Here is a 14964-nt window from a genome sequence, read left to right on the forward strand (position 1 = left end):
TAAATTATAGTTTCTGGCTATTCCTTCTGTGAGAATAAGGAAACAGCTCCTAGAATGCCTGCTTTATTGCCCAAAGAAGCTTTAAGGATTTGTACTCCTGTAAAACTTTCCATGATTAATGCCTTTGTTCTTGCCTCAATGATCCGAACTAAACTCTCTTGCTCCATCACGCCGCCGCCTATAATAATTGCCGCTGGATTGAAGATATGAATAAGCGAAGCTAGTCCGATCGATACTTCATCGATCCAATCGTCCAGAATCGCTTGTAGTTTTTTGTCGCCTTTATGTATTTTACCAAAAAAAATTCTTCCATTGATACACTCAGGATCTACTTCTCTTGCTTTTTTTACTAGAGCTGTAGTTGAAGCAAAGGTTTCATAGTAAGGCTTGTTGCCAATGTCAAGCTGTTCAGACAGTGGGTGAGTCACAATATGCCCGAATTCAGCAGCTACACCATTAGCGCCTTTGTATACTTGTCGATCCATGATAATGGCCCCGCCGATACCCGTACCAAAAGTCAAACATAAGAAATTTTTGAACTCTTTAGCCGCACCGAAATGTGCCTCACCTAATGCGGCCGCATTCACATCATTCTCTACCTTAACGGGCTTATGAAACCTGGCTTCAAGAATATCTTTGATCTTCATTCCAGTGTAATCAGGTATGTTCTCGTTCGCATAAACAATGTAACCTTCTTCGGAATTCACTTGTCCTGCTGTACTAATCGCAATCGCGTCAAAATCATTATACATTGATATCTGATTAAGCAATTTTTGAATGACATACGGTCCGCCCTTGAGACTTTCAGTTTCGTACTCTGAAAATTGATCGATCGTTCCTTGTTCATCACAAAGGCAGATCTTGGTATTCGTTCCGCCAATATCAACCGCAACTATTCTCATTCCCTCATCGTTCCTTTCACGAGAGATATCTGTCAGCTATTGAATAGCCTGCATGAATTTCTTAGTAATATCCATTGGTCTTGTGATCGCAGAACCGACAACTGCTGAGTAAGCACCAAGATCAAACATTTTCTTCAATTTATCAGGTGTCGAAATACCTCCTTCTGCGATGAGAGGAATGGTAAGGTTTTGAATGATTTTCTCTGCCATTGCAAAATCGGGTAAGGATTGACCTTTTGTAGCTGCTGTATATCCAGCTAATGTCGTTCCTACACAATCAAATCCAAGCTCTTCAGCCTTCACAGCTTCCTCATAGGTTGAGCAATCTGCCATGAAGAGCTGATCTTTATACTTTTCTCTCAGGATTGGGAATAGCTCGGATATGGTAGAGCCATCCGGTCTTACCCGATCGGTTGCATCCATTGCGATAATGCTAACACCCTCGCAGTAAAGGCTATCTACTTCTTTCATCGTTGGCGTAATGAATACATCTGAACCTTCATATACGCTTTTGATAATTCCGATAATCGGTAGATTGACATTCTTCTTAATTTCTTGAATATCCTCGACACTGTTAGCTCGTATCCCTGAAGCTCCGCCCAAGTAAGCAGCATAAGCCATTCTCCCCATGATAAAGGGGCTATGCAACGGTTCATCAGGTAATGCTTGACAAGAGACAACTAACTTTCTATGGATATCTTGCAGTATTTTTTGGTTTGTGTTCATAGGTTTCTCAACTCCACTTGATTTGATATATTCTTCCACAACTCCTGCAGTTATACCTTGGATAATTATTTGTATTTTTCTAGTGTCATTGTTCATTTTCGTAGGATATTATTGACGCATACAGCTTTAAAATATCACTTAATTATGATTTTGTAAATTATTTTCATCATATATTTTTTTTGGGAAATTACTTTCTCCAGAAGCTGAGTTTCTAGAAATTAAGTTTGAAGCAATCATTGAATAACAATAAACAAGGGCTCAACCATTCTTCAATGAACGGTCGAGCCCTTGTTTATTGTTATTTATCCGAATCAATTTCATAAATTCATCCTAAATGATTTTATCCAAAAACTGCTGTGCACGATCTGTCTTCGGTTTCACGAAGAATTGTGCGGGCTCTGTTTCTTCGATTAATCTGCCTTCATCAATAAAACAGATCCGATCTGCTACTTCTCTGGCAAAGCCCATCTCATGAGTAACAAGAGCCATCGTAATACCTGTATGAGCCAGGTCTTTGATAACCTGTAGAACTTCTTTGACCATTTCAGGATCAAGTGCAGATGTGGGTTCATCGAAAAGCATGATCTCCGGCTCCATAGCAAGTGAACGGGCGATAGCTACACGCTGCTTCTGTCCACCAGATAGCTTGGATGGGAAGGCATTTGCTTTCTCATTAAGCCCAACACGTTCGAGCAATTCCATCGCTTTGGCTTCCGCATCAGCTTTGGACATGCCTTTCACATGGATGGGTGCATAGGTCATGTTCTGAAGTACAGTCATATGTGGAAATAGGTTAAAGTGTTGAAACACCATCCCGATGTTCTGACGAACGGCCATAATGTTTGTTTTCTTATCGGTAATATTATGGCCATTAATATAGATAGCTCCATCCGTAGGCGTTTCAAGTAAATTCATGCATCTTAGCAAGGTCGATTTACCTGAACCTGACGGTCCAATGATCGCTATGACATCACCTTTGTTAATTTGTAAGGATATATCTTTGAGTACTTTATGATTACCAAATTGTTTGGAGACATGATCGACTTTAATCACTTCGACGCACCCTCTTTTCTAGTAAACGAGCTAATGTAGTTAGAATCATAACAATAATATAGTAAATGACCGCTGCAAGAATTAAGGGTTCAAATGCAAGGAAAGTCGCACTCTGAATGAACTGAGCACCTCTTAGAATATCCATCACCCCGATGGTCGCAACGAGGGAGGATTCCTTAACTAACGCAATGCTTTCATTAACAAGTGCAGGAAGAATATGCTTGAAAGCTTGTGGCAGTATGATGGAGAACATTGTCTTACGGTAAGGAATACCGAGTGACATCGCCGCTTCCATCTGGCCTTTATCCACTGCAAGAATACCGCCTCGAATAATTTCAGCAATATAAGCAGCTGAATTTAATCCGAAGGTTAGAACCCCAGCCCCTAATGGCGAAATATTATAACCAGTTAGTTGCGGTGTTGCAAAATACACGAGAGATAATTGCACAAGCAGCGGTGTTCCGCGGAATATGGACGTATAAGCGATCGCAAACCAAGTGAGTAGTTTAATGTTCGATATCCGAATTAAGCTAAGAACGGTACCCCATATGAAGCCTAAAATCCCGGATAATAGGGTAAAGGTAAGCGTCACCCATATCCCGTCGATTAGAATGGGTAGACTGTTGAATACTTGATCAAAATGCAGATCCATGATGTTAGACTCCTTTATGAGGTGATTATTCTACGAATCCTGCACCTAGCCATTTTTCAATCAGTTTATTTAGTTCGCCGTTCTCTTTCATTTTCTTCAATTCCTGATTAACGGGTTCAAGCCACTTGGAACCTTTAGGGAAAGCGATGGCAAATGCATCCTCTGAAGCTTCGGCAGGAAGCAGGTGCATTTCTAACTTAGGATTTTTCTCCAAGTATTGAGCAGCTGATGAGCCATCAAGAATGGTTGCATCTGCTCGTTTGTTATTCACTTCTTGAATAACTGCCGTAATATCGTCAAGTGCTGTAACTTTGGCATCTTTAATGCCAGCAGCTGTTTTTTCATAAGTGGTACCAAAAGCGACAGTGATTTTCTTGCCCTCTAGTTGCTCAAGTGTAGTAATGTTTGAGCCCTTTGGAGCGATAATCGCGATTCTAGGTTGGAAATAGGTATCTGAGAAATCTACGTTTTGTAAACGTTCAGGCGTAGCTGATAATCCGGAGATCGACAGATCAGCACGTCCTTCAGTTAATGAAGCGATCACACTAGGGAATGGCATTTCGTTGATTTTAACGGTAAGGCCAAGCTCTTTAGCAATATGGTTAGCGATATCAACGTCTAATCCGATAATATCCTTGCCACCTTTAGCTGTATCAATGAATTCAAAAGGAGCGTATGTTGCATTCAAAGCAACGGTAAGAACTTTCTCTGGATCAGCAGGTGGTGTTGCTTCTGCAACATTTGGTTTAGATCCACAACCTGTTAAAAATGTTAGTCCTAAAATAACGGTTAAACTTAATTTACTGAGTGATTTCTTGTTTATCATGATGTAATCCTCCATGTGTTTGTTATGATGTGTACGAGCTAATAACTATGCTTTATATTGTATATTAATTAATTGACATAGTAAACCTATTTTTCATAATAATTGTCAGAAATTACTGACTATTAATGTGGATTTATTTATAAAACCCTTTCATTCAGTGATGTTATTTGATTTGAATTGATGAACATAAATGGATGTAAATTGTAATTTAGTTAATATAATATTTATTTGGTTATGTATGTGCATGCATAAAATTGCTTTTTTATTGTATATAGAATTATAACTTTCAGATCATAAATTCTAAGTATCCCCTTAAGAAATGCATCCGCCATCGCGACGGACGGTAAAACCGTTTCTTCTTGTTGTATATAGAATATTAGGCTTTTGTGTGACAATAAAGGGATTTCGACTAGAAAGAGTTATGCGTATGCTAAGATAGCACTAGTATATTAATAGGAGAATAACAGGATGAACAAGCAGCCTTTATTAGAGAAAGCCGAACGTTTTATTATAGATTACAGCCATGAGCTGATGAAATCGCAAGAAGAAACAAACAGCCGATTGTCTGAAGTTAGGCAAGCGATTATGGAACACGGTTATTATGTGCATACGTTTGAAGAATTACAACACGGAGCCAAAATGGCTTGGCGTAACAGTAATCGCTGTATTGGGCGGTTATTCTGGGATACCATTCAGGTATATGATGCTCGTAAGGTTGAAACAGAGGATGAAATGGTAACAGAGCTATTTCACCATATTGAAATGGCAACCAACGGCGGGAAGATTCGGCCTAGCATTACGGTTTTTAAGCCTGATCTTCAATCAGACGAGCGCGTTCGTATATTAAACCATCAGTTGATTCGTTATGCCGGATACAGGACGGAGAATGGGGTTGTTGGTGATCCCGACTCTCTTATGTTTACCGCTACATGTGAAACATTAGGCTGGCAAGGTTCTATGACACCTTATGATGTCCTGCCGCTAGTTCTGCAAATTGGCAACCGTGAACCACGCGTTTATGAAATTCCTAAGGATTTGGTGCTTGAGGTCCAAATCGAGCATCCGGAAATAACTGCTTTTACTGAGTTAGGCTTACAGTGGTATGCCGTACCGATTGTCTCGAATATGCGGCTTGAAATCGGAGGTATTTCGTATACGGCTGCTCCATTTAACGGATGGTATATGGGCACAGAAATTGGAGCTCGCAACCTGGCTGATACGGAACGTTATAATAAGTTGCCCGAGGTAGCGGCAATGATGGGGCTAGATACGAGCCGACAATCGTCGTTGTGGAAAGACAGAGCGCTAGTTGAGCTTAATGTGGCGGTGCTTCATTCTTATAAACAGAGTGGAGTGGCGATCGTGGACCATCATACAGCAGCACAACAATTCATGCATTTTAAAGCTAACGAACAGAAGGCGGGCCGAGATGTGACGGGCAATTGGGCCTGGCTAATCCCTCCAATGTCTGCAGCAGCTACGCCCATCTTTCATAAGCCATTTAAGAATGAAATAAATACTCCTAATTTTTTCTATCAAAAATGATATCCTATAATCAAGCAGAAGCGCAGACAAGCCAACGATAGTTGATGGGTGAGTCTGCGCTTCTTGTATATCTGTAAGTTAAAAGTACCGACTGTATCTTATTTTTGGGTATCACAGGATATTGCTGGGTATATCTAGTTATTACTGATTATTATCCGCGTATACAGCCATTGCATCTCGCATAAACACAGCTAACCCTTCCCCAAATTTATCGATGTTCTTCGTGAAGCGTTCGTCATCTACATACATTTGACCTAAACCTTTGAAGGCTTCGAGTGAGTAGCTGCCGAGTTGATTCAGAAAGTCATACCACTCTCTAATTGCCACTTGTGCTTCAGGCGAATCAGGTGATTCATTACGGAGAGAAGCGAGTTTGGTGTAGATTTCGTTCATAGCTGCTAACATACCATCCTGCTCCTTCCTAGGTAGGCTTTCCACCTTAGCATTTGAAGAATCAACAGCTTTATCTCCCCAACGCTCGCGTGCTTCTTGTTCATATGGGTTATGACTAAAGTCAAACCCTTCAAATTTCTCTTTATTCGTCATGGTAATTTCTCCTTTTGTATATTGAATCGTTTTATCCACTGTTGCAATCATCTGATCCAGTCTGCGGCGTTTCTCAAGTAGCATTTGACGGTGTAAGTTCAACGCCTCTTGTCGATCATATGAGGGATTATGAATAATTTCTTTAATTTGTTTCAAAGGGAAGCCCAGCTCTTTAAAAAATAAGATTTGCTGCAGCAATTCAAGATTGTCTTGTGAGTAGAGGCGATAGCCGGACTCAGTTGTCTCCTCAGGAGTTAATAACCCCATTTCATCGTAATGGTGTAGTGTGCGCACACTAATACCAACTAAATCGGCAACCTCTTTCACCTTCATAGCCATTGTTTCTATTCTCCCTTCACAATTCACTATAAGTTATAACGTAACGTGAGAGTCAATATTCAAAAAAAAGCTCCATCCGCAGGAGCAGATAGAAGCTATGTGTTCTTCATTAATCATTTAATTGAATAAAGCGATGATTCCTGGTGTGAGTCCTAGCGTGAAGATCGCTGCTAATATCATGGATATGCTGGAAATAGCTCCGGCTTTCGAGCTAAACTCAAATGCTTTGGTGGTTCCGAGTGCATGTGCGCCAGTACCAAGTAGAATACCGCGTGAAATGTCGTTATGCAAATGTAGCTTTTGAATAATGAGAGGTCCAATCATACTACCGATTAAGCCTGTCATAATAACTATTGCAGCTGTAATACTAGGATTTCCTCCAATGGATTGCGATAGTCCCATCGCAATCGGCGTTGTAATGGAGCGTGGAACCATGCTTGTCACTATTTGTGAACTAAGATCAAACCAGCCAGCAATTATAATGGTTGATATGATGGAAATCAATGAACCGGATATGACGCTGACGATGATCTCTACTGCATATTTTTTGAGAACGTCATAATATTTATATAGTGGAATTGCAAAAGCAATTGTTGCAGGTTCTAGCATATCAATTAATACCTTCGTGCCTTTGTTGTAGGTGGTGAGGGGAATATCCGCCCAGACTAAGAAGAGAATAAGAATCGCAGGAACAACGAGAATAGGCGATAAATATAATTTAGGCTTACGCATATATCCCCATTTTGCTCCATAGTACGCCCCTATAGTAGCTATTAAGCAAACAATTGCAATGATCATGATGATTTACGCTCCTTTATATGGGCGAGTCTTTGCGCAATGATTCCAGAGCATGCCATTACAAGAGCTGTACTTAGAATAATGATTACGACTAAACTAACACCATGCGTATAAATCATATTTTTAAACTCCATAATCCCAACTGCAGCTGGAATGAAAAATAATAAAATATGAGCTAACAACCAGTTAGCGCCAAGCTCAATCCAACTTAGCTTTAGAATGTTAAACTTAAGCAGGAGGAACACAACTATAATTCCTAGAATGGTCCCAGGAATCGGTAAGTGGAGTAAGTCTGTGAGCTTATGCATGATGTAAGCAATGATGGACAAGAAGACAACCTGCCAGGAAACTTTGAGTATATTAATCATGATGACTTACCTCCCTAACCTATAAAAGTATAAGGAATCTGTTATCATAGGTAAAATACATATAAAGAATCATTGCCATTCATTTTATCTATACAAAGGAGTGATTAAGAGGATGGATATCCGTCATTTACAGTACTTTCTAGAGGTCGCTCGCTGGAAAAGCTTTACGAAAGCGGGAGAGGAACTTCATATAACACAGCCTACTATCAGTAAAATGATTAAGAATATAGAAGAGGAATTAGGCGTCGAGTTATTTGATCGCTCAGGTAGACGAGTGGAGCTGACGGATGCAGGAGAGGTTATATTGGCGCAAGCGAAGCACATTGTAACAGCATTCGAGAATCTATCTTCGGAGCTTGATGTCCTTAGAAGTTTGAAGAAAGGACATATTCGGATTGGACTACCACCAATGGCTGGTTCGAGCTTCTTTCCGCAGGTGATTGGTCAGTTTCACGAGCAGTATCCTGAAATCACAGTAGAGCTAGTAGAAGTAGGGGCAAAGAAAGTTGAAGCGGATGTAGAAAGTGGTGCGCTTGATATTGGCGTTGGTCTATTACCGACGAAGGCAGATATTTATCATTCTATTACCATAGTCAAAGGGAGACTTATGGTGCTTGTCCATCCCACGCATCCGCTTGCTAACAGGAGTGAAGTGAGGTTAGCTGAGCTATCACAAGAACTGTTCGTTCTATTTCGCGAGGATTTTGCCCTTCATGACCGTATTCCGGCTGAATGTATGCGTGCGGGGTTCCAGCCACATGTAGTGTGCGAGAGCTCGCAGTGGGATTTTATTCGCGAAATGGTCGCAGCAAATCTAGGTATTGCCCTATTGCCAGAGACGATATGCCAGGGATTTGATCCCACACGTGTATGCTTCATTCCCCTCGTAGAGCCGGAGATTCCATGGCATTTAGCCATTATTTGGCGTAAAGACCGCTATGTTTCATTTGCTACACAGGAATGGATAAAATTTACTCGTAAATTACTTACCCCTTAAACTGAGGTTCCATTAAATTAGAACTCTTCTCAAATTAGACTTATTTTTTCTACCTTTTTGTGACGTTTAAGCGAACGGTCTGTATTTATTGATTTCTTTCGTGTATATTGTGATAATAATCACATGTTTATAGATGAAAATCTGACATTATATCTCAAGGGTATTAATAATGACTATTATTAATTCTATTTTTTGTAACCTCTGAGAATGGCAGATTCATACTATTAGAGAAAGAAGGAATGTGAAATGTTGGATGTAGTTTTCCTGTCTAGACTTCAATTTGCTTCAACGACTATTTTCCACTTTATTTTTGTTCCATTGTCGATTGGTTTAGCTCTACTAATTGCTATCATGGAAACGATGTATGTCGTTAAAGGCGACGAGAAGTACAAGAAAATGGCAAAGTTCTGGGGACATTTTTTCCTCATTAACTTCGCAGTCGGTATTGTTACTGGTATTTTACAAGAATTCCAATTCGGAATGAACTGGTCAGATTACTCACGCTTTGTTGGGGATGTGTTCGGTGCTCCGTTAGCTATTGAAGCTTTACTAGCATTCTTTATGGAATCTACCTTTATTGGTTTATGGATATTCGGTTGGGATAAGTTATCCAAAAAGGTTCACTTAGCCTGTATATGGCTCGTTGCCTTTGGTACAACAATCTCGGCATTCTGGATTCTAGCAGCGAATTCCTTTATGCAAAGACCTGTTGGAATGGAGATTGTTGATGGAAGAGCACAAATGAATGATGTTTTCGCGCTCTTGGGTAATGGACAGCTGTGGGTGGAATTCCCACATACGGTACTAGGCGCATTTGCTACTGGTGCTTTCCTGATTGCAGGAATAAGCGCGTTCAAGTTGCTTAAGAAACAAGATATAGCTTTCTTCAAAAAATCATTCTCAATCGCGATTATTGTTGCGTTAATTGCTTCTTCTGGTACAGCACTTTACGGTCATCAGCAAGCACAATACTTAATGCACACACAACCTATGAAAATGGCAGCAAGTGAAGCTCTGTGGGATACAAGCGCCGACCCTGCGCCTTGGACTGTGTTTGCTGTCATTGATACAGAAAAGAAAGACAATTCCGCAGAGATCAAAATTCCTTACATGCTGAGCTTCTTGTCCTACAGTAAATTCTCAGGTTCAGTTCCCGGGATGAATGAGCTTCAAGCACAGTATGAGCAACAATACGGGCCAGGAAATTACATTCCGCCTGTCAAAACAACCTTCTGGAGCTTTAGAATCATGGTTGCAGCTGGATCACTTATGATCGTTCTTGCCCTGTATGGTGTATATTTGGTCGCTCGCAAGAAGCTGGATCGACCGAACAAATGGTTCATGCGCTCAATGATTGGGGCGATTTTCCTGCCAATCATCGCGAGTACAACGGGTTGGATTATGACAGAAGTGGGTCGTCAGCCTTGGACTGTATTTGGTTATATGACAACGGAAAACTCTGTTTCTCCTAGTGTTACAGGAGGGGAAGTGCTATTCTCATTAATTACTTTCTCCACAATCTACCTGATTCTATTATGTGTTCTGATTTACTTGTTCGTTCGTGAAATTAAAAAAGGACCATACGGAGAACACCCAGTTGCATCGAACTCCGTTGATCCATTTGCTAAGGGAGGACACTAATTATGTCACTGCCAGAACTGTGGTTTCTACTTGTCGCTGTTTTGTTCGTTGGTTTCTTTTTCCTAGAAGGATTTGACTTTGGTGTAGGTATGGCAACTAAGCTATTAGCTCGCAATGATGGAGAACGTCGTGTTCTGATTAATACAATTGGTCCCTTCTGGGATGCGAATGAAGTTTGGCTTATTACTGCAGGCGGTGCGATGTTCGCAGCGTTTCCAAACTGGTATGCTACCCTATTTAGCGGGTTCTACATTCCATTAGTATTCGTTCTGCTGGCGTTGATTGGCCGTGGTGTTGCGTTTGAGTTTAGAAGTAAAGGCAAAGGTCCAACCTGGACCAAAACATGGGATTGGGCTATCTTTATCGGAAGTCTAGTACCTCCTCTCTTATTTGGTATTGTATTTGCAAACCTACTTAAAGGATTGCCAATTGATAAAGATATGGAATTGCATGCAAGCTTATTGGATATGGTGAATCCATATGCGCTTCTGGTTGGTATTACGGTAGTCGCTCTCTGCCTTGTTCATGGTCTGATGTTTACATCACTAAGAACCTTGGGAAGCTTACAAGAGAGAGCACGTAAAATGGCACAAGTTCTATTAGTACCGCTTGGTGTATTACTTGTTGCTTTTGTAATTGCAACTTACTTCGTGACAGATGCATTTGAAGTTCGTGGTGCGATTCTTTATCCGGTTGTTGCAATCATTGTAGTTGCATTAGTTCTCTCCTATATCTTCATGACGAAGAAGAGAGATGGATGGGCATTTGGTATGACTGGCATCATGATTGTCCTATCTATTGCTTCTGTGTTTATCGGACTATTCCCACGTGTTATGGTCAGCTCAATTGATAGTGCATTCAATTTAACGATTGAAAATGCATCATCTGGTGCATACTCACTCAAGGTAATGACAATTGTTGCCTTAACGTTATTACCGTTCGTAATCGGCTATCAGATTTGGAGTTACTTCGTATTTAACAAACGCGTTACTGAGAAGGAGCACTTGGAATACTAATGGGTAAAGACCTGCTCGGATACAAAGGGGTTAAGCAAGTACTTTTTATCGTAACCTTAATTACTTTGGTGCAAAGCTTCATCATACTTGTTCAAGCAAAATGGTTGGCGGAAGTTATTTCCGCCCTTTTTGCGCATGAGCCTCTACAGGAACAATTCGGGACAATGGGCTTGTTCTTGGCTGCTTTTCTAATTAGACATTTATGCAATTTAATTATGCAAAAGGTGTCATATCGATTCGCTGAAATAACGGGTACGACTCTACGTAAACAGCTATTAGATAAACTATTCAAGTTAGGTCCACTCTTCTCGAAAACGGAAGGGACGGGTAATCTAGTTACACTTGCGTTAGAAGGTGTGGGCTATTTCCGTACCTATTTGGAGCTGATCATCCCTCGGATGATCAGTACGTCTATCACGCCTATTATCGTACTCGTCTATATTTTCATGCAGGATGTAGTTTCGGGTATCATTCTACTCGTGACCATGCCAATTCTGATTGTCTTCATGATTCTGATTGGCCTTGCTGCACGTAAACAAATGGATCAACAGTGGCAGTCCTATCGTATTCTGTCGAATCACTTTGTTGATTCGCTTCGGGGATTAGAGACTCTAAAGTTTCTAGGACGCAGCCGTGAGCATGAACAAACAATCGATCGTGTAAGTAACTCCTATCGATCGGCTACAATGCGCACACTGCGAGTTGCTTTCTTATCTTCATTTGCACTTGATTTCTTCGCTATGTTATCAGTTGCTTCGGTAGCGGTTAGCTTAGGTTTACGCCTAATAAGCGGTGATATGCTGCTTACAACAGGACTTACGATTTTGATTCTAGCGCCTGAGTATTTCTTGCCGGTTCGAATGGTGGGAGCAGATTACCATGCTACGTTAAATGGCAAAGAGGCTGGAGCAGCTATTCAGTCGATTATTGATCATCCAGTAGAGGAAACAGAATTAGGAGATTCCTCCTCATCTACCTTGCGCTGGACGAAGGATAGCACGCTTGCTTTATCTTCTATTGAAGTACAGCATACTAAGGAAGGCTCGCCTTCACTGCATGATGTTTCTTTTGAAATTAAAGGTATGAATAAAATTGGGATCATTGGCGAGAGTGGGGCTGGAAAGTCAACGCTGATCGATGTCCTTGGTGGTTTCTTAAGACCATCGGCTGGCACAATTGAATTGAATGGTCGTCCTATCCAATCGTTAACAGGTACGGCTTGGCAAAAGGAGCTTACCTATATTCCGCAGAGTCCGTATCTGTTTAGTGGTTCTGTGGCTGACAATGTTAAATTCTATATACCGGAAGCATCGATCCATGAAGTTGTTGAAGCGATTAAAACGGCGGGTTTATCTGAGCTTGTAGGTCAATTGCCTAATGGTTATGACGAATTGATTGGTAATGGTGGACGTACGCTAAGTGGTGGACAAGAGCAGCGTGTAGCGCTTGCTCGTGCATTTTTAAGTGATCGTCCTGTTATTTTATTAGATGAGCCAACGGCTCACTTAGATATTGAAACGGAATATGAATTGAAAAGCACGATGCTTTCTTTGTTTGAGAATAAACTGGTGTTCCTAGCCACCCATCGGTTACATTGGATGCCCGATATGGACTGGATCATCGTTATAGATAACGGCTTAGTAGCTGAGACAGGTACACATGAACAATTAATTGCACGCAAAGGTGTGTACTACGCAATGATTCAATCACAACTGGAGGTGCTGCAGTGAAAAGGGAACAATGGCTTCGTCCCTATATCCGCGCACACATCGGAAGGTTTATCGCGATTATTGCCTTGGCGACACTCACGATTCTGTGTGCGGCTTCGCTCATGTTTACTTCCGGTTACCTCATTTCGAAATCATCACTTCGTCCGGAGAACATCCTCATGGTTTATGTTCCTGTTGTTCTAGTAAGAACCTTCGGGATCAGCAAGTCGTTTGTTAATTACGTAGAACGACTTGTGGGACATGACGCGGTTCTACGGATTCTGTCCAAGATGCGTGTAAGGCTGTATCGCATTCTTGAGCCGCAGGCTTTGTTCATTCGGTCTAGATTCCGTACAGGTGATGTTCTTGGTGTGTTAGCTGATGATATTGAACATCTGCAAAATATTTACTTGCGGACTGTATTCCCAAGCATTGTGGCATTAGTTCTATATGCCGTATGTATCATCGCTTTAGGATGGTTTGACATGCAGTTTGCTCTCTTAATGGCGCTCTATATCCTGATTCTCGTATTTATTCTGCCATGTATCTCCTTGTGGCTGACAAAGAATAAGCAGAAGCAGGTTAAGCAGCAACGTAATCGGTTATATCAGACGCTAACGGATGCTGTTCTCGGCATGAACGATTGGGTCATTAGCGGAAGACAATCACAATTTGTCCAGACGTATGAATCTGACGAGGCAGAAGTAGCCCGAATGGAAAGAATTCTTAGTAACTGGGCCAGATGGCGTACGTTTATCGGTCAATTGGTAGTCGGTATTGCAGTCATTTCGATGATTTATTGGACGGGACAACAGGTCTCTGACGGACATATGGATGTAGTACTGATTGCAGCATTTGTACTTGTTGTATTTCCTTTGATGGAAGCCTTCCTGCCTATATCCGAGGCGATTGAGAAATTGCCTAGATATCAGGAATCGTTACATCGATTATCGACAATGAGTGACCCTACTCCTAGTGAAACGAGTGGATATTCACTTAGCCAGGAACAGATTGATGCAGTGGGTAAGAAAGCCAATATTCAATTGGACCGCATTAGCTATCAATATGATGCGGAGCATTTAACAGTCAACAATGTTTCATTGGATATCCCGCAGGGGAAGAAGGTGGCTATCATTGGACGAAGCGGTGCAGGGAAATCTACTCTGCTCAAAGTGATTCAAGGTGCGCTTGTGCCTCATCAAGGCTTAGTCACGATTAATGGTACCCCAGCCGCTGCTTATGGTGAGCATATCCCAACTGTTATTTCAGTGTTGAACCAAAGTCCGCATTTATTCGATACGACAGTGGCTAATAACATTCGCCTAGGCGATGTGGATGCGTCTGATGAAGAGATAAGAAGAGTAGCTAAGCAAGTTAAATTAGATGCTTTGATTGAATCTTTACCTTCGGGCTATGATACCCGAATGCTAGAAACGGGTCAGCGCTTCTCAGGCGGTGAACGTCAGCGAATTGCACTTGCGCGTGTGTTATTGCAAGACACGCCAGTTGTTATTCTGGATGAACCGACGATTGGGCTTGATCCTCGGACGGAGAAAGATCTACTTTCGACGATTTTCCACTCTATAGAGGGGAAATCACTCATTTGGATTACGCATCACCTTGTAGGTGCTGAACTCATGGATGAAATTATTTTCATGGAGCATGGTCGGATCGTGATGCGCGGCTCACATGATGAGTTAATGGAGCATGAGGAACGTTATCGGAACTTATATCAGCTTGATCGGCCAATCCAGCTGTCCTAATACTTGTAAGAAAAGCGTGGTACCAGAGAAATGTGAATTTCACTTTTCTCGGTACCACGCTTTGTTGTATTTGTTCGTCTGAA

14 protein-coding genes are annotated in these 14964 nt (G+C 41.3%); 6 read left to right on the forward strand and 8 right to left on the reverse strand.

Translation table 11 applies throughout. From position 1 onward, the window contains the following. Window positions 1-17: 17 nt before the first annotated feature. The 5 genes from AC1DOK_RS04330 to AC1DOK_RS04350 all read right to left on the reverse strand — a co-directional run bounded on the left by AC1DOK_RS04330 (window position 18) and on the right by AC1DOK_RS04350 (window position 4159). The gene (locus AC1DOK_RS04330) at window positions 18-902 is read right to left on the reverse strand and encodes an ROK family protein (protein ID WP_477553000.1); all 885 of its coding nucleotides are present in this window, start codon (window positions 900-902) and stop codon (window positions 18-20) included. Window positions 903-938: 36 nt separating this feature from the next. Then, a complete protein-coding gene (locus AC1DOK_RS04335; protein WP_477553001.1) occupies window positions 939-1628 on the reverse strand; it encodes an N-acetylmannosamine-6-phosphate 2-epimerase in 690 nt (229 codons plus the stop codon). Between the two features lie 330 nt (window positions 1629-1958). Continuing rightward, on the reverse strand, window positions 1959-2681 hold the full coding sequence (locus AC1DOK_RS04340) for an amino acid ABC transporter ATP-binding protein (protein ID WP_477553002.1): 723 nt from the start codon (window positions 2679-2681) through the stop codon (window positions 1959-1961). After that, window positions 2674-3333 (reverse strand): amino acid ABC transporter permease, encoded by a 660-nt coding sequence (locus AC1DOK_RS04345; protein ID WP_477553003.1) that lies wholly within the window; start codon window positions 3331-3333, stop codon window positions 2674-2676. The genes AC1DOK_RS04340 and AC1DOK_RS04345 overlap by 8 nt, the downstream gene beginning before the upstream one ends. Window positions 3334-3358: 25 nt before the next feature. Continuing rightward, the gene (locus AC1DOK_RS04350; RefSeq protein ID WP_477553004.1) at window positions 3359-4159 is read right to left on the reverse strand and encodes a transporter substrate-binding domain-containing protein; all 801 of its coding nucleotides are present in this window, start codon (window positions 4157-4159) and stop codon (window positions 3359-3361) included. Between the two features lie 468 nt (window positions 4160-4627). Between AC1DOK_RS04350 and AC1DOK_RS04355 the strand changes: the two genes are divergently transcribed. After that, window positions 4628-5704: a nitric oxide synthase oxygenase gene (locus AC1DOK_RS04355; RefSeq protein WP_477553005.1), complete on the forward strand. Its 1077-nt coding sequence runs from the start codon at window positions 4628-4630 to the stop codon at window positions 5702-5704. A gap of 141 nt (window positions 5705-5845) precedes the next feature. On the opposite strand, the gene AC1DOK_RS04360 is transcribed toward AC1DOK_RS04355, so the two are convergent. The 3 genes from AC1DOK_RS04360 to AC1DOK_RS04370 all read right to left on the reverse strand — a co-directional run bounded on the left by AC1DOK_RS04360 (window position 5846) and on the right by AC1DOK_RS04370 (window position 7755). Beyond that, the gene (locus AC1DOK_RS04360; RefSeq protein WP_477553006.1) at window positions 5846-6589 is read right to left on the reverse strand and encodes a MerR family transcriptional regulator; all 744 of its coding nucleotides are present in this window, start codon (window positions 6587-6589) and stop codon (window positions 5846-5848) included. Between the two features lie 117 nt (window positions 6590-6706). Continuing rightward, window positions 6707-7387, reverse strand: coding sequence for an LrgB family protein (locus tag AC1DOK_RS04365; protein WP_477553007.1), 681 nt, complete (start codon window positions 7385-7387; stop codon window positions 6707-6709). After that, the gene (locus AC1DOK_RS04370; protein WP_477553008.1) at window positions 7384-7755 is read right to left on the reverse strand and encodes a CidA/LrgA family protein; all 372 of its coding nucleotides are present in this window, start codon (window positions 7753-7755) and stop codon (window positions 7384-7386) included. The genes AC1DOK_RS04365 and AC1DOK_RS04370 overlap by 4 nt, the downstream gene beginning before the upstream one ends. A gap of 112 nt (window positions 7756-7867) precedes the next feature. On the opposite strand from AC1DOK_RS04370, the gene cidR reads away from it, so the two are divergent. From cidR to cydC, 5 genes are all read left to right on the forward strand, one after another. Then, window positions 7868-8752 carry a cidABC operon transcriptional activator CidR gene (cidR, locus tag AC1DOK_RS04375; RefSeq protein WP_477553009.1) on the forward strand — a complete coding sequence of 295 codons (885 nt, stop codon included), beginning with the start codon at window positions 7868-7870 and terminating at the stop codon, window positions 8750-8752. Window positions 8753-9001: 249 nt separating this feature from the next. Beyond that, a complete protein-coding gene (locus tag AC1DOK_RS04380) occupies window positions 9002-10393 on the forward strand; it encodes a cytochrome ubiquinol oxidase subunit I (RefSeq protein WP_477553099.1) in 1392 nt (463 codons plus the stop codon). Next, window positions 10393-11409, forward strand: a complete 1017-nt coding sequence (cydB, locus tag AC1DOK_RS04385) for a cytochrome d ubiquinol oxidase subunit II (RefSeq protein ID WP_477553100.1) — start codon at window positions 10393-10395, stop codon at window positions 11407-11409. The genes AC1DOK_RS04380 and cydB overlap by 1 nt, the downstream gene beginning before the upstream one ends. Then, window positions 11409-13139: a thiol reductant ABC exporter subunit CydD gene (gene cydD / locus AC1DOK_RS04390; protein ID WP_477553010.1), complete on the forward strand. Its 1731-nt coding sequence runs from the start codon at window positions 11409-11411 to the stop codon at window positions 13137-13139. The genes cydB and cydD overlap by 1 nt, the downstream gene beginning before the upstream one ends. Next, window positions 13136-14881 (forward strand): thiol reductant ABC exporter subunit CydC, encoded by a 1746-nt coding sequence (gene cydC / locus AC1DOK_RS04395; protein ID WP_477553011.1) that lies wholly within the window; start codon window positions 13136-13138, stop codon window positions 14879-14881. Before cydD ends, cydC begins: the two co-directional genes overlap by 4 nt. Window positions 14882-14964: the final 83 nt, after the last annotated feature.

The sequence above is a fragment of the Paenibacillus sp. P5_B5 genome (assembly GCF_056400365.1).